Origin of the sequence: Streptomyces sp. NPDC046881, from assembly GCF_040645015.1 — a bacterium.
GTDB lineage: Bacteria > Actinomycetota > Actinomycetes > Streptomycetales > Streptomycetaceae > Streptomyces.
This window is the reverse complement of record NZ_JBEYXJ010000017.1, coordinates 1-16,303: the sequence shown is the minus strand read 5'-3', so window position 1 is coordinate 16,303 and position 16,303 is coordinate 1. Positions and strand designations below refer to the sequence as shown.

15 protein-coding genes and 2 pseudogenes are annotated in these 16,303 nt (G+C 74.4%); 10 read left to right on the top strand and 7 right to left on the bottom strand.

All coding sequences use genetic code 11. The features are described from left to right. Positions 1 to 4 precede the first annotated feature (4 nt). Complete coding sequence (locus ABZ923_RS11420; protein ID WP_361469859.1) at positions 5 to 553, bottom strand: RNA polymerase sigma factor; 549 nt, start codon at positions 551 to 553, stop codon at positions 5 to 7. 46 nt (positions 554 to 599) lie between these two features. Here ABZ923_RS11420 and ABZ923_RS11415 point away from each other — a divergent pair, with 46 nt between their 5' ends. The 5 genes from ABZ923_RS11415 to ABZ923_RS11395 all read left to right on the top strand — a co-directional run bounded on the left by ABZ923_RS11415 (position 600) and on the right by ABZ923_RS11395 (position 6,179). Further along, positions 600 to 1,991, top strand: a complete 1,392-nt coding sequence (locus tag ABZ923_RS11415) for a serine/threonine-protein kinase (protein WP_361469857.1) — start codon at positions 600 to 602, stop codon at positions 1,989 to 1,991. A gap of 161 nt (positions 1,992 to 2,152) precedes the next feature. After that, complete coding sequence (locus ABZ923_RS11410; protein WP_361469856.1) at positions 2,153 to 2,851, top strand: DUF4232 domain-containing protein; 699 nt, start codon at positions 2,153 to 2,155, stop codon at positions 2,849 to 2,851. 260 nt (positions 2,852 to 3,111) lie between these two features. Further along, a complete protein-coding gene (locus tag ABZ923_RS11405) occupies positions 3,112 to 4,341 on the top strand; it encodes a hypothetical protein (RefSeq protein WP_361469854.1) in 1,230 nt (409 codons plus the stop codon). 23 nt (positions 4,342 to 4,364) lie between these two features. Beyond that, on the top strand, positions 4,365 to 5,657 hold the full coding sequence (locus tag ABZ923_RS11400; protein ID WP_361469852.1) for an SLC13 family permease: 1,293 nt from the start codon (positions 4,365 to 4,367) through the stop codon (positions 5,655 to 5,657). A 30-nt stretch (positions 5,658 to 5,687) separates the two neighbouring features. Then, on the top strand, positions 5,688 to 6,179 hold the full coding sequence (locus ABZ923_RS11395; protein ID WP_361469850.1) for a universal stress protein: 492 nt from the start codon (positions 5,688 to 5,690) through the stop codon (positions 6,177 to 6,179). Between the two features lie 2 nt (positions 6,180 to 6,181). On the opposite strand, the gene ABZ923_RS11390 is transcribed toward ABZ923_RS11395, so the two are convergent. Together ABZ923_RS11390 and ABZ923_RS11385 are read right to left on the bottom strand one after the other, a co-directional pair. Next, positions 6,182 to 8,176, bottom strand: a complete 1,995-nt coding sequence (locus ABZ923_RS11390) for a ricin-type beta-trefoil lectin domain protein (RefSeq protein WP_361469848.1) — start codon at positions 8,174 to 8,176, stop codon at positions 6,182 to 6,184. Between the two features lie 319 nt (positions 8,177 to 8,495). Beyond that, positions 8,496 to 8,639: pseudogene (locus ABZ923_RS11385) on the bottom strand (AraC family transcriptional regulator); the annotation flags it as partial. 52 nt (positions 8,640 to 8,691) lie between these two features. Between ABZ923_RS11385 and ABZ923_RS11380 the strand changes: the two are divergent. After that, a pseudogene (locus ABZ923_RS11380) lies at positions 8,692 to 8,769 on the top strand (phytanoyl-CoA dioxygenase family protein); the annotation flags it as partial. A gap of 44 nt (positions 8,770 to 8,813) precedes the next feature. On the opposite strand, the gene ABZ923_RS11375 reads toward ABZ923_RS11380, so the two are convergent. Beyond that, positions 8,814 to 9,782 (bottom strand): aldo/keto reductase, encoded by a 969-nt coding sequence (locus tag ABZ923_RS11375; protein ID WP_361469847.1) that lies wholly within the window; start codon positions 9,780 to 9,782, stop codon positions 8,814 to 8,816. 139 nt (positions 9,783 to 9,921) lie between these two features. Here ABZ923_RS11375 and ABZ923_RS11370 point away from each other — a divergent pair, with 139 nt between their 5' ends. Continuing rightward, positions 9,922 to 10,773: an endo alpha-1,4 polygalactosaminidase gene (locus ABZ923_RS11370; protein WP_361469845.1), complete on the top strand. Its 852-nt coding sequence runs from the start codon at positions 9,922 to 9,924 to the stop codon at positions 10,771 to 10,773. Positions 10,774 to 10,848: 75 nt separating this feature from the next. Here ABZ923_RS11370 and ABZ923_RS11365 read toward each other — a convergent pair whose 3' ends face one another. Next, complete coding sequence (locus ABZ923_RS11365; protein WP_030344622.1) at positions 10,849 to 11,049, bottom strand: ferredoxin; 201 nt, start codon at positions 11,047 to 11,049, stop codon at positions 10,849 to 10,851. A gap of 12 nt (positions 11,050 to 11,061) precedes the next feature. Next, entirely contained in the window at positions 11,062 to 12,291 is a 1,230-nt protein-coding gene (locus ABZ923_RS11360; protein ID WP_361469843.1) for a cytochrome P450, read from the bottom strand. A gap of 374 nt (positions 12,292 to 12,665) precedes the next feature. Here ABZ923_RS11360 and ABZ923_RS11355 point away from each other — a divergent pair, with 374 nt between their 5' ends. Next, complete coding sequence (locus ABZ923_RS11355; protein WP_361469840.1) at positions 12,666 to 13,115, top strand: nitroreductase family deazaflavin-dependent oxidoreductase; 450 nt, start codon at positions 12,666 to 12,668, stop codon at positions 13,113 to 13,115. 79 nt (positions 13,116 to 13,194) lie between these two features. Here ABZ923_RS11355 and ABZ923_RS11350 read toward each other — a convergent pair whose 3' ends face one another. Then, positions 13,195 to 14,121: a cation diffusion facilitator family transporter gene (locus ABZ923_RS11350; protein ID WP_361469937.1), complete on the bottom strand. Its 927-nt coding sequence runs from the start codon at positions 14,119 to 14,121 to the stop codon at positions 13,195 to 13,197. 316 nt (positions 14,122 to 14,437) lie between these two features. On the opposite strand from ABZ923_RS11350, the gene ABZ923_RS11345 reads away from it, so the two are divergent. After that, positions 14,438 to 15,454: a glutathione S-transferase C-terminal domain-containing protein gene (locus ABZ923_RS11345; protein WP_361469837.1), complete on the top strand. Its 1,017-nt coding sequence runs from the start codon at positions 14,438 to 14,440 to the stop codon at positions 15,452 to 15,454. A gap of 28 nt (positions 15,455 to 15,482) precedes the next feature. Then, positions 15,483 to 15,785 (top strand): DUF4235 domain-containing protein, encoded by a 303-nt coding sequence (locus ABZ923_RS11340; RefSeq protein ID WP_361469834.1) that lies wholly within the window; start codon positions 15,483 to 15,485, stop codon positions 15,783 to 15,785. The last annotated feature ends 518 nt before the right edge of the window (positions 15,786 to 16,303 follow it).

The following is a 16,303-nucleotide window of genomic DNA, read 5'->3' as shown; positions in this document are numbered from 1 at the left end:
GCTCTCAGGAGGCCGTCAGCCACGGCCGTACCTGCCTGCGAGCCTCGTGCAGCCGGGACTTGAGGGTGCCGAGCGGAATGCCGGCGCGCTCGGCGGCCTCGGCGTAGTCGAGCTGGCAGATGTCCCGGTAGACCAGCGGCGCGACCAGGTGCGGATGCTCCCGCTCCAGGCGCTCCAGGGCCTCCAGCAGATCCACCCGGGAGCCGGCGATGACGCTGGTGGTGCGCGGGTCGACGGCGTGCCCCGGCTCGATGGCCGCGGGCTGTTCGGCGGCCCGCCGCTTCAGCTCGCGGTACTTCTGCCGGCAGCAGTTGGCGACGACGGTGTACAGCCAGGTCCCGAAGCGGCTGCGGCCCTCGAAGCCGGAGATGTGCCGGGCCACCTGGAGCAGCACGTCCTGGGCGGCCTCCTCGGCGTCCTCCCGGCAGGGCAGGAAGCGCGCGCAGCGGCGCACGACCTCCGGCCGTATCTCCGTCAGCAGCCGGTCCAGGGCCGTGCCGTCACCGGCGGCGGCACGCCGGGCGAACTCCTCCGTCAGCGCCTGGTCCTGCACGAACGGCCCCCCTCCGAGTAGATCTCAGGCCAGGCATGATAGTCGTATGCACCCCCTGGAGCGGATCGGCCGCCACCGCCTCGAACGGCCGCTGGGCAGCGGCGCCTTCGCCACGGTGTGGCTCGCCCACGACCCCGAGCTCCACGCCCCGGTGGCGGTGAAGGTGCTCGCCGAGAACTGGGCGCACCGGCTCGACATCAGGGAGCGGTTCCTGTCCGAGGCGCGGCTGCTGCGCCGGGCCGGGTCCAGCCGGGTAGTGCAGGTCTACGACATCGGCGAACTCCCGGACGGCAGACCGTACTTCGTGATGGAGTACGCCGGCGGTGGGACCCTCGCCGATCTGCTGGCCGGCGGTCCGCTGCCGGTGCGGGAGGCGCTCGCGCTGACGGCCGAGGCCGCGCGCGGCGCCGCCGCGCTGCACGAGGCGGGCATCGTGCACCGCGACATCAAGCCGACCAACGTGCTGCTGCACACCGCCCCGGACGGCACCCGGCGGGTGCTGCTCGCCGACCTGGGGCTGGCCAAGAGCCTCGCGCAGGCCTCGGTGCTGACCCTGGCTGCGGGTTCGGCGGGCTACCGGCCGCCCGAGCAGGCCGAACCCGGCGCCGGCATCGACGAGCGCGCGGACGTCTACAGCCTCGGCGCGGTCGGCTACGAACTGCTCACCGGGACCGTGCCGGGCCCGCCCGGGCATGTGATACCGCCCCGGCGGCTGCGGCCGGAGCTGGACGCGGGCGTGGAGCGGGCGCTGCTGCGCGCGCTCGAGCCGGACCGGGCGCGACGCTGGCCGGGCGCCCCGGCGTTCGCTGCGGAGCTGGACCGGCTGGCCGCGGCGCCGCCGGTGCGGTCCGCGCGGCGCCTGGACGGGGTGCGCGGCCGGCTCACTCCCCTGACGCTGGTGCTCGCCGCGGTCCTCGCCGCCGGGGCCGCCGCGGTCACGGTGACCGCGGCGCTCCACCGGGACGGCACCGCGGACGAGGAGGTGCGGGTCACGGACGCCACCGGGCGGGTGAGCCTGCGGGTGCCGGACGGCTTCGGCCGCGAGCTGCGCGACTCCGGCTGGGACCCGCGGGAGCTCGGGCTGGCCGCCGGGCACCAGCCGGGTCTCGTGGTGGCCGGCGACCTGTCCCACTGGTCCGACCCGAAGGCCCCCGTGGACGGGGTGTTCGTCGGGGTCGGCGGGCACGGGGACGTCACCGCGAAGGTGAAGGCGCTGGCGCACTCCGGCTGCCGGTACGCGGGCGCCCGCGCCTTCACGGACGCCGACTGGCACGGGCTGGTCCGGTCCTGGAAGGGCTGTCCCGACGGCGGCTCGGTCACCGAGTCCGCTCTGGTCCCGGCGGACGGCGCCGCGCGGCCGCAGGTGTACGTGCAGCTGCGTCAGCGGGACGGCGGCGACGCGACCGACGGCGTGCTCCGTTCGCTGCGGGTGACCTGACCGAGGCCTGCCGGGCGGCCCGGCGGGGAAGAGAACCGGACAGAACCCGGCGCGTCCCGAACTTTTCCGGCGGTCCGTGCATCGGACGGAGAGGACGGCGCACCCGGCGCCGTAGGCACGCGTCCCGGTCGCGTGCCGTGACCTCCAGGAGTTTGAGCGACATGGTGTACACCCCCCGGTCCGCGCGGCACGGTGCCCTGCTCGTGGGCACGGTCGCCGTGCTGGGCCTCCTGACCGCCTGTGGTGACGGTTCCGGCGCGCACAGCGCCGGCCCGGCCACCGTCTCCGGTACGGCCGCCCCCGCGCGGGACACCTCGGAACCACCCCCGGCGTCCCCCACGGCCACGGCCTCCTCCCCCGCGGGCACCGGCTCGTCGTCCGCGCCGAAGGCGACGGGCACCGCGGGCGGCCCCGCGGCCACCACCACCCCGGCCGCGGCGAGCTCCCGCTGCCACACCTCCGAACTGCGCGCCTCCGTGGGCCGCAACGACCCGGGCGCGGGCCAGGAGAACTTCCCGGTGGTGCTCACCAACACGTCCGCCCGGACCTGCACCGTGCGCGGCTATCCGGGTGCGGCCTTCGTCGACGCCTCCGGCCGCCAGCTCGGCCCGGACCCCCGGCGTGAGCCGGGCACCCCGGTGACCGTCACGCTCAAGCCCGGGCGGAGCGCCTGGGCCGGACTGACCTTCTCCAACCCGGAGATCAGCGGGGCGAAGACGGCCAGGCCGGCCGCGCTGCTGGTCACTCCGCCGGACGAGCGGGCCCCGTTGAAGGCGGCCTGGTCGGGCGGGCCGGTGCCGGTCTCCGGGAACTCCTCGTCCGTCCGCCTGACGGTGCTCGCCCCGGGCACCGGTCCCTGACCCCGCCCTCTCCACCCCCTCCACGCGAACCCCGCTGCCGGCCCCCGAGGCAGCGGGGTTCGTCATGCCCGGCCCCGTGGGGCGCCCGTCCGCCAAACCGCCCCGCGAAACCCCCGTTGGTCATAGCGGCGCCACAACCGTCACAGGACGGCAACAGGCGCCGTCGGTCGCGATCTTTCCCCGGACCGCGGTCATCGAACCCGGTCGACCGCACGGCGAACGGGCCCCGCGGGGGCCATGACCAGGGAATCGGGGAGACGATGAGCGGGATCTCACGCAGGCGGGTGCTGACGGCTGGGGCGGCGGCGGGCGCCTTCGGAACACTGGCCGCCTGCTCCTCCGGCAGCGGCGGGCCGGGCCCGGCGGGCGGCCGGGGCACGGCGCAGGCCCGGCCGGTGAAGCCGATCGGCGACGGTTCCACCGCCGACACCGGCGCCCAGCCGCACCAGCCGAAGCCGGACCGGCTGAAGGAGGGCCAGCAGCCGCCGCAGTTCGTGGTGTTCTCCTGGGACGGGGCCGGCGAGCTGAGCAACGGGCTGTTCTCGCGGTTCCGCAAGGTGGCCGCCGACCACGGCGCCAAGATGACGTTCTTCCTGAGCGGCATCTACACGCTGCCCGAGTCCAGGAAGCACCTCTACCGGCCGCCGCAGCACCCGGTCGGCGCCTCCGCGATCGGCTACCTCGCCGACCGGCACATCCACGCCACGCTCCAGCAGGTGCGCGCGGCCTGGCTGGAGGGCCACGAGATCGGCACCCACTTCAACGGGCACTTCTGCGGCGCGACCGGCGTGCGCAACTGGTCCCCGGCCGAGTGGCGCAGCGAGATCGACCAAGCCGTGGGCTTCGTGACGAAGTGGAAGACCAACACCGGCTTCACCGACCTCGACCCGCTCCCCTTCGACTACCGCAAGGAGCTGACCGGCGGCCGTACGCCCTGCCTGGAGGGCCAGGCCAACCTGCTGCCGACCGCCGCCGCGCTCGGCTGGAAGTACGACGCCAGCTCCCCCGGCGGCCTGCAGGTCTGGCCGGGAAAGGTGCAGGGCGGCAAGCTGTGGGACTTCCCGCTGCAGTCCATACCCTTCGCCGGGCACTCCTTCCAGGTCCTCTCGATGGACTACAACCTGATGTTCAACCAGTCCGGCGGCAACCCGCTCGGCGATCGCGGCCGGTACGACACCTGGCGGGCCCAGGCGCGTGACACCTATCTGGCCGGTTTCCGGCGGGCCTACGAGTCCAACCGCGCCCCCTTCTTCATCGGCAACCACTTCGAACGCTGGAACGGCGGCATCTACATGGACGCCGTGGAGGAGGCCATCGGCAAGATGGCCGCGTACGACGACGTGCGCTTCGTGTCCTTCAAGCAGCTCGTCGCCTGGCTGGAGGCGCAGGACCAGGCGGTGCTGCGCCGGCTGCGCACCCTGCCGCCCGGTCAGGCTCCGGCGGGCGGCTGGGCGGAGTTCCTGGGTGCGGCGGGCAGCCGGTCGTCGTAGCGCGTTCGACCTGGTCTGTTTTCATGGGCGGGACCCCGTGCCCGACTCCGGAAGGAACCGCCCTGAACACCCCGCTCGCCGAGGCCCTGTCCGCCGTCCTGCTGGTCGCCGTGCTGGCCTGGGCCGTCGTACGGCCCTTCGGCTGGCCGGAGGCGGTCATGGCCGTCCCCGCCGCCGCCGTCGCGGTCGCCACCGGCGCGATCTCCCTCGGCCATGCCCGGGCCGAGGCCGAACGGCTGGGCCCGGTGGTCGGGTTCCTCGCCGCGGTACTGGTGCTCGCCCATTTCTGCGATGTGGAGGGGCTGTTCCAGGCGTGCGGGGCGTGGATGGCCCGGTGGGCGGCGGGCCGGCCGGTGCGGCTGCTGACGGCGGTCTTCGCGCTGGCCTCGGCCATCACCGCCGTGCTCAGCCTGGACGCGACGATCGTGCTGCTCACCCCGGTCGTCTTCGCCACGGCCGCGCGGACGGGCGTACGGCCCAAACCGCATGTGTACGCCTGCACGCACCTGTCGAACACGGCGTCGCTGCTGCTGCCGGTGTCCAACCTGACGAACCTGCTGGCGTTCGCGGCGAGCGGGCTGAGCTTCACCCGGTTCGCGGGGCTGATGGCGCTGCCGTGGCTGGCCGCGATCGGCGCCGAGTACCTGGTGTTCCGGCGGTTCTTCGCCCGGGATCTCACGGCGGCGGCCCCGGCGGGCCGGGACACCGGCGAGGCGCCCGCGCTGCCGCTGTTCGCGCTGGTGACCGTGGGCTGCACGCTGGCCGGGTTCGTGGTGGCGTCGGCGTTCGGCGTGGAGCCCGCCTGGGTGGCGGCGGCCGGTGCGCTGGTGCTGGCCGGGCGGGCGCTGGTACGGCGGCAGGCGAGCCCGCTGACCGTGGTGCGGTCGGCGGCCCCGGCCTTCCTCGCGTTCGTGCTGGCGCTGGGCATCGTGGTGCGGGCGGTGGTCGACAACGGGCTCGCGGACGTGCTCGGACACGTGCTGCCGGGCGGCACCGGGCTGCCCGCGCTGCTGGGGACGGCCGCGCTGGCCGCGCTGCTGGCCAACCTGATCAACAACCTGCCCGCGGTGCTGGTCCTGCTGCCGCTGGCGGCGCCCGCCGGGCCGGGTGCGGTGCTCGCCGTGCTGCTGGGCGTGAACATCGGCCCGAACCTCACCTACGCCGGGTCGCTGGCCACGCTGCTGTGGCGGCGGATCGTGCACCAGCACGAGCACGACGTGGACCTCGGGGAGTTCACCCGGCTCGGTCTGCTGGCCGTGCCGTCCTCCCTCGCGGTCGCGGTGGTGGCACTGTGGGGGTCGCTGCAGGTTCTGTGACGGGTTTCGTGCGTCGAGGGAGGCCGAGGGATGCGGGTGATCGCCTGGCTGGTGGAGGGCACCTGGCCCGCCTGCGTGGACGCGGTGCGCGCCCATGCTCCGGACGACGCCGAGGTGGTGCTGCTCCATGTGAGCGGGCCCGATGTGCCGGCGGTGGCGCACGGGGCCTTCGCCGGCCTGCTGGGCCGCGGGCACCGGGAGGCGGACCCGGGTGACCGGCTGGAGGCGCTGGGCGGCACGTCGGCGGCCTCGCTGCTCGCCGCGGCGGCCGAGCGGCTGGGCCGGCCCTGTGCGCGCGAGGAGCGGTCGGGGCGGGTCGAGCGGGAGGTGGTGGCCGCCGCCGAGGGGGCCGAACTGCTGGTGCTGGCCCGGGACGGGGACCGATCGCGGCTCGGCCCGAGGAGCCTGGGCCCGGCCGTGCGGTTCGCCGTCGACCACGCGCCGTGCCCGGTGCTGCTGGTGTGGCCGGAACCGGCCCCGGGCCTGGGGACGATCCCGCCCCCGCCGCCGCACCACCCCTGACGTCAGCGGCGGTGGCGGCCGCCGTCCCCGTCCCAGCCGCCGCCGTCCCGGCCGCAGTACTGCGGGTACCTCGCGCACGGGTCTGCGGTGGCGGTCGGCGACGGTGCCGGGGCGGAGGTCGTCGCAGAAGTCGTCGCGGACGGCGTGGGCGTCGGCCCGGCCGTCCGGTACGGCGTGGGGGCGACCGGCTCGGCGGTCGTGGGCGGTGCGGCCCGGGTGGTCGCCAGGGCGCTGTCCCGGTCCCAGTTGACGTTCTCCATCCGCAGGTCCGGGTGGGCGGTGTCGACGGACCAGCGCTGGACGGTGCCCGCGGCGCGGATCTTGAGCACGAGGGCGCCGGAGCCGTCGGTGGCGGCCGGGGTGAGGGCGAGCTGCTGGTCGGCCTGCGGCACCAGGGCGCCCTGGAGCGTGAAGTCGTAGCGGATGTCGCGGGCCGCCTTGCCGGTGGCCGTGCACGGGGCGAGGCGCACGGAGTAGCCGAGGTGGGAGTCCAGGCACAGGTCGGGGGCGGCGGCGTTGCGCAGCAGTCCGTCGGTCTCGTACGTCCACTGCTGGGCCGGGGTGGCGGAGCAGTCGGCGAGTTCCGTCTCGGCGCCCTCGACCGCCTTCCCGCCGACGACGCCGACGCACAGGCCGGAGGCGAGGTTGCGCAGTCTGCCGTGCAGGGCGCCCTGGCCCGGGGCGTTGCGGCCGGCCCAGGAGGCGCCCGGGGAGGGCGCGTCCTTGCCCGGGGTGCGGGAGGGCGTGCGGATGGCACCGGGCGCCGGGCCGTCGCCGGAGCCGAGCACCGACCACAGCACCAGGGGCAGGACGACGAGACCGCCGGCGGTGCCGACGGCCAGCGCGAGGGTGCGGCGCCGGGCCCGCCGGGCGGCGCGGTGCGCGGAGCGGGGGGAGGCGGGGGCGGTGTCGGTTCCCTCGGCGGTCTGCCCGCCCTCGGTTCCTCCGGTGCCTGTGGTTCCCCGGGCGGGGGAAGGGGCGCCGGCCGCCCGGCGGCGGGCGGACGCGGCGCCACGGCCGGCCGCCCGGCGGCGAGCGGTGCCCGGGTCCGGCACGGTGGGTGCGGGAGCGGCCGGTTCGGCCGGTGCGGTGGGTGCGGTGGTTCCCCTGGGTGCGGCGGGCTCCTCGGTGGTGAAGGCCTCGCCGCCCTGGGGCACGACGGCTGCGGCGGCCGGGGCCGGTGCGGCGGGCTCCTCGGCGCGGACCGCCCGGGACTCCACGTAGCCGTGGGCGCCCCAGCCGAGGACCGCCTCGGCGAGGCCCGGGCCCAGGCCGTCCCCGTTGAACTCGGCGAGCTGGCCGGCGGTCCGCTCGCAGTGGGCGCAGCCGGACAGGTGCTGTCGCAGGTCCGGGTCGATGTCGGTGCCGCCGCGCCGGAACGTCACGTCCAGCATGCGCAGATAGCGCCGGCACTCGGCCTCGGGGGCCAGCTCGCGGTGCACCTGGAGGCATTCCTCGCGCAGCCGCTCGCGGGCGCGGCCCAGTTCGACGCGGGTGTCCTCCTCGTCCAGGCCGAGCAGCGCGGCGGGCACGGCCAGCGGTTCGGCCTCGACCTCGGCGTGCCACAGCACGGCGCGGGAGGTCTCGGGGATCCGCTGGAACGCGCGGGCGAGCAACCGCCGCTCGGGCGGTGGCAGCAGCCGGAACGCGGCGCGCTCGCCGGGTCCGTCGCCGGAGCGCAGGCCGGGATGGAGGAGTTCCCGGCGGCCGTCGGTGTCCCACTCGGCCGCGATCCGGCGGACGGCGACCAGGACCTGGGGCCGCCAGGCGGCGGTCGGGCCGGTCTGCCGGAGGGACGCGCCGAAGAGCCGGGTGAACGCGGCCGTCGTGAGCATGCCGGCGGCGCGCGGCCCGTCGGTGCACAGCCGGGCGTAGGCGAAGGCCGCCGCCCAGTGCCGGTCGAGGAGTTCGCCGACGGGGTGCAGGGCGGGTGACGCGCCCGTCCACTTTTTCAGTTCGGCGCTCAGCTGCTCGTCCGACAGACCTGCCTCGGTCACGGCCGAATTCCTCCCGACGCACTACCGGAATTAGTCCATACCAATGGGTACGGCGAGGGCATATGGGCAGCTCGGACGTCCACCTGAGGCGGCTCTTGTGAAGCGTGGGGGTGTACGGGAGCGGCCTGGCGCATACAGAGGGAATGTATTTTCCTGCGCGCCGACAGCGCACACTTTTACACAGCTGAACAGGTCCGAACAAGAGATCTCCCGATGTCCGGGATTCCCCGCCGTGTTTTCTTCATTGACATCTCGTCAACGGCAGCCTTTTCCTCCCTTTACTGCCGTTCGCCCGCCCGGTAGGCGCCGGGCGGCACCCCGGGCTGGGGAATCCGGAGGCCGCCGCCACCCGTTCCACGGTCAGATCGGTGACCTCCAGCAGCCGGGCCTCGCGCACTGCCCGCATCGGGGACCGGCCGGCCCGCTGGGCGAGCAGGTGCGCGAAGCGGGACGGCGTCGCTGCTGCCGCCGGTGTCCAACCTGACGAACCTGCTGGCGTTCGCGAAGCACCACGAGGGGACGTGCTGTTCTCCAACGGCAGCCTGGTGCACGGCTCGGGGCCCAACCGCAGCGCCGACCGCTTCCGGCGCACCCGTGACGGGTCCCGCGGTTCCCCGCGCTCGTTGGGGTGCGCGGTTCAGTGGCCGCTGATCGCGTGCGGGGTGTACGGCTGCTCCAGCTCCTCGATCTCCTTGTCGGTCAGTTCCAGTTCGACCGCCGCCACCGCGTCCTCGATGTGCTGCGGCTTGGCGGCGCCGACGATCGGGGCCGCCACGGTGTCCTGGTGCAGGAGCCAGGCGAGGGCCACCCGGGCGCGCGGGACGCCGCGCTCGCCCGCGATCCGGCCGACGGCCTCGACGATCGCGCGGTCGCCCTCCAGGTACAGCCGGCTGCCGAAGTCGTCGTTCGCGCTGCGCTCGGTGACCGTGCCCCAGTCCCGGGTGAGCCGGCCGCGGGCGAGCGGGCTCCAGGGCAGCACGCCGACACCCTGGTCCGCGCACAGCGGCAGCATCTCCCGCTCCTCCTCGCGGTAGAGCAGGTTGTAGTGGTTCTGCATGGACACGAACCTCGTCCAGCCGTGCCGCTCGGCGGTGTACTGCGCCTTGGAGAACTCCCACGCGTACATCGAACTCGCCCCGATGTAGCGGACCTTGCCCGCCTTGACCAGGTCGTGCAGCGCCTCCATCGTCTCCTCGATCGGAGTCGCGTGGTCGTAGCGGTGGATCTGGTAGAGGTCGACGTAGTCGGTGCCGAGCCGGCGCAGGCTGTGGTCGATCTCGCTCATGATGGCCTTGCGGGACAGCCCGGCCCCGTTGGGCCCCGGCCGCATCCGGCCGTTCACCTTCGTGGCCAGCACGATCTCGTCGCGGTGCGCGAAGTCCCGCAGGGCCTTGCCGACGATCTCCTCGCTGGTGCCGTCGGAGTAGACGTTCGCGGTGTCGAAGAAGTTGATGCCCGCCTCCAGCGCCTGCCGGATCAGCGGACGGGACGCCTCCGCGTCGAGGGTCCACTCGTGGACGCCACGGTCGGGCAGGCCGTAGGTCATGCAGCCCAGACAGATCCGCGAGACGTCCAGGCCCGTCGAACCGAGCTTCACGTACTGCATCGTTGCTGCTCCCGCCTTCCGACGATGGTCAGGACAGAGCCTACGACGGGGGCCGGGGACCGACTTGACGCCTCCGCCGTGCGGAGGATGTGATCATGGGACGTGCCGCGCCGCCCGGCGCGCACAGGACGGAGCGGACGTGCCCCCCACGGATGTGCACCGCGCCGCGGGGTCGCGCACGGCCCCGGGCGCGCTGGCGGCAGCACTGGTCGTCGCGGTGTCGGCACTGGCCGGCTGCACCGCGGGCGAGCGGGAGGAGGGCGGCGGGCCGACGGCCGCCGCGCTGCGGCTGCCGCCCCGGCACGCCGGGTTCGACTACCAGATCGGCGGCGCCTACCGCCCGCCCGCGGGCGTGCGGATCGTCAGCCGCGACCGGTCCGACTCCCCCGCGCCGGGGCTGTACAACATCTGCTACGTCAACGCGTTCCAGGCGCAGCCCGCCGAGCGCTCCTCGTGGCCGGCCGAGCTGCTGCTGCGCGACGCGCGGGGCAGGGTCGTCGTCGACGAGGACTGGAACGAGCCGCTGCTCGACATCGGCACCCCGGCCAGGCGGGAACGGGTGGCGCGGCGGGTGAACCGGTGGATCGACGGCTGCGCGGACAAGGGGTACGACGCCGTCGAGCCGGACAACTACGACAGCTACACCCGCTCCCACGGGCTGCTCACGGCGTCCGACGCGACGGCGTTCATGGGCCTGCTGTCCCGGCACGCGCACGCCCGGCACCTGGCGATCGGGCAGAAGAACACCGCCGAGCTGGCCGGGCGGCGCGGCCGGGCGGGGCTGGACTTCGCGGTGACGGAGGAGTGCGGGCAGTACGACGAGTGCGAGGTGTACGCGAAGGCGTTCGACGACCGGGTGGTGGACATCGAGTACACCGACGGCGGCCTGCGCGCGGCCCGCGCCCGCTGGGGCGACCGCCTGAGCATCGTCCGCCGCGACCGGGACGTGTCCGTCCCGGGCAGCGCCGGGTACGTGCGCAGGGTGCGCTAGGCCCTGTCGTGTCCAACTCGCACGGTGCCCGTCCGGCGGTACGGCGGCCCGGGACGCCGTACCGCCGGACCGCGGTCAGCCGGTGCTGTCCCGTACGGTGATCGCGCTCACCGGGCAGGCGCGGGCCGCCGCCCGGACCATCGGGTCGCCCGCGCCGTCCTCGCTGCCGGGCAGGAGGGAGCTGTAGCCGTCGTCGTCCTGGGTGAAGACGCCCGGGGCGGCCAGCGCGCACTGCCCGGCGCCGATACAGACGTCCTTGTCGATGTCGATGTGCATGAGCAGAGCCTCTTACCAGCTCACGGGGAGTTCCAGCATCCCCTGGACCGTGTCGCCCGGTTTGAACGGAATCTCCTCCGCCGGGGCGGCCAGCCGCAGCCCGGGCAGCCGCGTGAACAGGCTGCCCAGGGCGATCTCCAGCTCCGCCCGGGCCAGGTTCTGGCCGAGGCACTGGTGGATACCGAAGCCGAAGGCCACGTGGTGGCGCTCGGAGCGGTGGAAGTCCAGGGCGTCGGGGTCGTCGTACAAGGTCGTGTCGCGGTTGATCACCGAGGTCGCGAAGATCACGCCGTCGCCGGCCCGGATCGTGCTGCCGGCGATCTCGATGTCCTCCAGCGCCACCCGCTGCAGCCCGTCCGCGATGGACAGCATCCGCATCAGCTCCTCCACGACGGCGGGCAGCAGTGCGGGGTCGGCGCGCAGCTCGGCCAGCCGGTCGGGGTGCTGGAGCAGGGTGTAGGTGCCGAGGGAGATCATGTTGGCGGTGGTCTCGTGCCCGGCGACCAGCAGGATGATGGCGAGCGACACGGCGTCGGCGCGGTCCAGCTCGCCCGTGCGCAGCCGCTGGTGGACCAGCTCGTCGAGGATGCCGTCGCCGGGCTCGGCCTCCTCGGCCTTGGCGTCGATCAGCCCGCCGAGGTACTCCTCCAGCCGTTCGCGGGCGTCCACGGTGTCGGCGCCGGTCGGGCCGCGCAGCAGCCGGCGGGACTGTTCCTCGAAGAACTCGTGGTCGGCGTACGGCACGCCGAGCAGCCCGCAGATCACCATCGACGGCACGGGCAGCGCGAAGGCGGAGACGAGTTCGGCGGGCGGCCCCTGGTCGATGACGGTGTCCAGCAGGTCGTCCACGATCCGCTGGATCCAGGGGCGCAGGGCCGCCGCGCGTTTGACGGTGAACGACGGGATCAGCATCCGCCGCTGCTGGTGGTGCTCGGGGTCGTCCAGGCCGAGCAGGGCCACCTTGCGGTTGCGGGCGGCCTCGAACCGGGCCGTGGGCACGGGGAAGCCGGGGCGGCGGCGCTCGGTGGACAGGCGGGGGTCGGCGAGCAGGGTGCGGGCGGTGGAGTGCGCGGTGACCACCCAGACCTCGCGGCCGTCGTAGAGGGTGACGCGGGACAGGGGTCGCCCGTCGCGCAGCGGGTCGTAGCCGGTGGGCGGGTGGTAGGGGCAGGTGCGGTCCTGGGGAAAGGCGACGGGTGCGGCCGGGGCAGCCGGGCCGGTGGTGTCCGTCAGTTCCGTCATGGAAAGACCTCGCAGACGAAGAAGTGCGTCGTGCCGATCTTCATTAGATGCCCCAGGCACCTATGGGGCGACGTCAAGTTCGGCCACTTCGGTGACGCTCGTGATCTGGCCGAAGCACGCGCGGTCCGGGCGCGGGAACCGGCCACCGTGCCGTGCCACGGAGCCGACGAGAGGTAGGCAGGGGTCGTTCCCTCCCCGGGTGGGCAGTGATCGGGACGCGGACCACTGTGCCGTGCGGGGCCGGAGCGGCGCGATGACCCCTGGGGTGATCGCCGCGTCGGCGGTCGCCGTGCGCGGTACGGATGGGTCCGGCGGCCACCGGTGGTGACGCCGGTGGCGGACAGACCGTGGACCGACGAAAGGAAGCGGATCCCATGCCTCTTGAGGGCGAGTACGAGCCCAGCCCGACGCAGTGGGTGCGCGAGCAGGTCGAGCTGTACGAGAGGTCCGGCGGGAAGGAGGGGACGACGCTGCGCGACACCGGGATGCCGGTGATCGTGCTGACCACCCGCGGTGCGAAGAGCGGGAAGATCCGCAAGACGCCGCTGATGCGGGTGGAGCACGGGGGCCGGTACGCGGCGGTCGCCTCCCTCGGCGGTGCGCCCAAGCACCCCGTCTGGTACTTCAACGTGAAGTCCGACCCGCATGTCGAGCTGCAGGACGGACCGGTGAAGCGGGACATGCGGGCCCGGGAGGTCACCGGGGCGGAGAAGGCCGCGTGGTGGGAGCGGGCGGTTGCCGCGTACCCGCCGTACGCCGACTACCAGGAGAAGACCTCCCGGGAGATCCCGGTCTTCGTGCTGGAGCCGCTCGACGAGAGCTGATTCAGGCCGGACACGGCTCCATTTCAGAAAAATCTGTTCCGGGGGCGTGTGAACCGGCCCGAGGGCGGGCACTGGTGCGTCAGGCCCCGCCGCGTTCCCCCGTCGCGGCGGGGCTCTCCTGTGCCTCGCCCGCCGGACGGTCGGTGACGTCCAGGAAGATCTGGTCGGCCTCCGGGAACGTCCGGGCGAGGGTCCGCTTGATGCGTACGGCCACCTCCTCGACGCGTTCGCTGTCCAGGCCCGGCACCAGGTCGACGCGGGCGGCCACCAGCATGGAGTCGAGGCCCATCTTCATGGTGAACAGCGCCTCCACGCTGTCGATCTCCGGCTGGGCCCCCAGCTGCGCCCGGATCCTGCCGCTCAGCTCCGGGTCGGCGGCCTCCCCGATCAGCTGGGTGCGGGCGTCGCGGCCGAGCCGGTAGGCGACGTAGACCAGCAGCGCGCCGATCGCCAGCGAGGCGGACGCCTCCCACACGACCTGACCGGTCGCCATGTGCAGGGCCATGCCGGCCAGCGCGAGGGTCACACCGAGCACCGCGGTGCCGTCCTCGGCGACCACCGTGCGCAGCGCGGGATCGCGCAGCGCGCTGAGGCCCCCGCCCTGCCGGCGCACCTGGTGCAGGGCCCGCAGCAGCGAGGCGCCCTCGGCGAGCAGCGCCACGCCCAGCACGATCAGGCCCGCGACATAGCCGCTGAACTTCTCCTCGGCGCCGCTGTGGAGGGCCTCGAAGCCCTGGAAGAAGGAGAAGCAGCCGCCCATGACGAAGATGCCGACGGCGGCGAGGAGCGACCAGAAGAAGCGTTCCTTGCCGTAGCCGAAGGGGTGCCGGGTGTCGGCGGGGCGGCGGCTGCGGCGCAGCGCGGCCAGCAGGAAGACCTCGTTGAGGCTGTCCGCGACCGAGTGCGCGGCCTCCGACAGCAGGGCGGGCGAGCCCGCGAGGACACCGCCGACCGCCTTGGCGACGGCGATCACCAGGTTGGCGGCGAGCGCCACGAGGACGGTGATCTTGGTGTGCCGGTCGGCCCCGGCCTCGGCCCGGCCGCCGGGCTCGCCCCGGCCCTCGCCGTCGGCGCCCGCGGGGGCGCGGGCCGTCCGGGCTCCGCTGTCCGGTTGGCGCGCCGGTGCCGTTCCCGGGCCCGCGGCGTGCGCCGGTCCTGTCGCGCTGTCCTCGGCCGTCCGTGCGGCCGTCTCCCGTTCCGAGGATGTCTCACTCACCCTTCGCCGACTGCCCTCGACCGGACCGCTCACACCGTGCGGTCCGCGCCAAACGGGGAACGCGGGGCGAGGAGGTCCCGGACGGCCCGGGCGGCGAGGAGGAGACATGGGCGGCGACGGCAACCGCGCCTACGGACACCGCGGCTTCACCCGGTCCAGGAGCCACTTCACGGACCGGATCACCGCCGACGGCCGGGACGGCTGGCCGGTGGAGGCGGGCCGGTACCGGCTGGTGGTGTCCCGCGCCTGCCCGTGGGCGAGCCGGGCGGTGATCTCCCGCCGGCTGCTGGGGCTGGAGGAGGCCCTGCCGATGGCGGTGGCCGACCCGATCCAGGACGACCGCAGCTGGCGGTTCACCCTGGATCCCGGCGGCCGGGACCCGGTGCTCGGCATCCGGTTCCTGAGCGAGGCCTACGACCGGCGGGAGACCGGTTACCCGGGCGGGGTGAGCGTGCCCGCGGTGGTGGACGTGCCCAGCGGGCGGCTGGTCACCAACGACTACCAGCGGCTCACCCTGGACCTGGCCACCGAGTGGACGGCGCTGCACCGCGCCGGGGCGCCGGACCTGTACCCGGACGGGCGGCGCGCGGAGATCGACCAGGTGATGGCCGAGGTCTACCGGGACGTGAACAACGGGGTGTACCGGGCCGGGTTCGCCACGCACCAGCAGGAGTACGAGGAGGCGTGCGCGGGTGTCTTCCGGCGGCTGGAACTGCTCGGTGAGCGGCTGTCGGGGCAGCGGTATCTGGTCGGCGACACCCTCACGGAAGCGGACATCCGGCTGTTCACGACGCTGGTCCGGTTCGACGCGGTCTACCACGGCCACTTCAAGTGCAACCGCTGGAAGCTGGCGGAGCATCCGGTGCTCTGGGCGTACGCCCGGGACCTGTTCCAGACGCCGGGGTTCGGCGACACGGTCGACTTCGACCACATCAAGCGGCACTACTACCAGGTGCACTCCGGCATCAACCCCACCGGCATCGTGCCGCTCGGCCCGGATCTCGCCGGCTGGCTGAGCCCGCACGGCCGGGCGGAGCTGGGTGGCCGGCCGTTCGGGGACGGGACGCCGCCGGGGCCGGTGCGCCCGGGCGAACGAGTGGCCCCGCAAGGACGCCCCGCATGAGGGACGGCTGACGAGGAAGTAGTCACACATGGCCAAGAACAAGAAGAAGAAGCTCCCTCTCGCCTACCAGCCGGTCGGATTCGTGCTCAGCTGGGCGGGTGGCGCACTGGCCGGCATGGCCTTCCGCAAGGCGTGGACGGCGATCCGGCACGAGGAGGACGCGCCCGACGCCCTGGACCCGGACCGCAGCTGGGGCGAGATCCTGCTGGCCGCGGCGGTGCAGGGCGCGATCTTCGCGGTCGTACGCAGCGCCGTGGACCGCACCGGCGCCAAGGCCATCGCCCGCACGACGGGCGTATGGCCGGCAACCGACAAGGGCGGCCGCGACTGACCCCGCCCATCCGCACCTCCCCACGACCGGGCGGCCCCGTCCCAGCGACACCGGGCCGCCCGGTCTGTCGGTACACCGGGCGGCCCGGTCTCGCGGTACCACCGGGCCGACCGGTCTCTCGGAACCACCGGGCGGCGCGGTCTCTCGATACCACCGGGCGGCCCGGTCTCTCGGAACCACCGCCCGGGCCCGCCACCGCGCCACCGGGCAGGGCCGCCTCGGCGACACCGGGCGGGTCCGCCTCGCCCCCACCGAGCACGCCCGTCCCCGCACCACCGGGGACGCCCGTCCCCTCACCACCGGGCAACCCCGCCCCGGTGCAGCCAGGCGGTCTCGGCCGAGTGCCGCCGGGCAGGGCCGCCGCGGTACCACCGGACAGGGCCGTCCCCGTACCGTCGGCCGGCCTGGTCACGGTCTCGCCGGGCGCGGCCCCGCCCGAGTGCCTCCGCCGGTCCGCCTCGGTGTCACCGGGCCGCGTCAGCCCTGTTTGGGTGCCGTCGGCGGTACCAGGCGGAGGG

What these genes read in the sequence shown, in the direction of transcription:
- ABZ923_RS11395 (WP_361469850.1), top strand. Translation starts at nt 5,688, where the DNA reads ATGCGGGTGATCGCCTGGCTGGTGGAGGGCACCTGGCCCGCCTGCGTG.
- ABZ923_RS11345 (WP_361469837.1), top strand. Translation starts at nt 14,438, where the DNA reads ATGGGCGGCGACGGCAACCGCGCCTACGGACACCGCGGCTTCACCCGG.
- ABZ923_RS11355 (WP_361469840.1), top strand. Translation starts at nt 12,666, where the DNA reads ATGCCTCTTGAGGGCGAGTACGAGCCCAGCCCGACGCAGTGGGTGCGC.
- ABZ923_RS11375 (WP_361469847.1), bottom strand. Translation starts at nt 9,782, where the DNA reads ATGCAGTACGTGAAGCTCGGTTCGACGGGCCTGGACGTCTCGCGGATC.
- ABZ923_RS11360 (WP_361469843.1), bottom strand. Translation starts at nt 12,291, where the DNA reads ATGACGGAACTGACGGACACCACCGGCCCGGCTGCCCCGGCCGCACCC.
- ABZ923_RS11405 (WP_361469854.1), top strand. Translation starts at nt 3,112, where the DNA reads ATGAGCGGGATCTCACGCAGGCGGGTGCTGACGGCTGGGGCGGCGGCG.
- ABZ923_RS11340 (WP_361469834.1), top strand. Translation starts at nt 15,483, where the DNA reads ATGGCCAAGAACAAGAAGAAGAAGCTCCCTCTCGCCTACCAGCCGGTC.
- ABZ923_RS11410 (WP_361469856.1), top strand. Translation starts at nt 2,153, where the DNA reads ATGGTGTACACCCCCCGGTCCGCGCGGCACGGTGCCCTGCTCGTGGGC.
- ABZ923_RS11415 (WP_361469857.1), top strand. Translation starts at nt 600, where the DNA reads ATGCACCCCCTGGAGCGGATCGGCCGCCACCGCCTCGAACGGCCGCTG.
- ABZ923_RS11400 (WP_361469852.1), top strand. Translation starts at nt 4,365, where the DNA reads ATGGGCGGGACCCCGTGCCCGACTCCGGAAGGAACCGCCCTGAACACC.
- ABZ923_RS11365 (WP_030344622.1), bottom strand. Translation starts at nt 11,049, where the DNA reads ATGCACATCGACATCGACAAGGACGTCTGTATCGGCGCCGGGCAGTGC.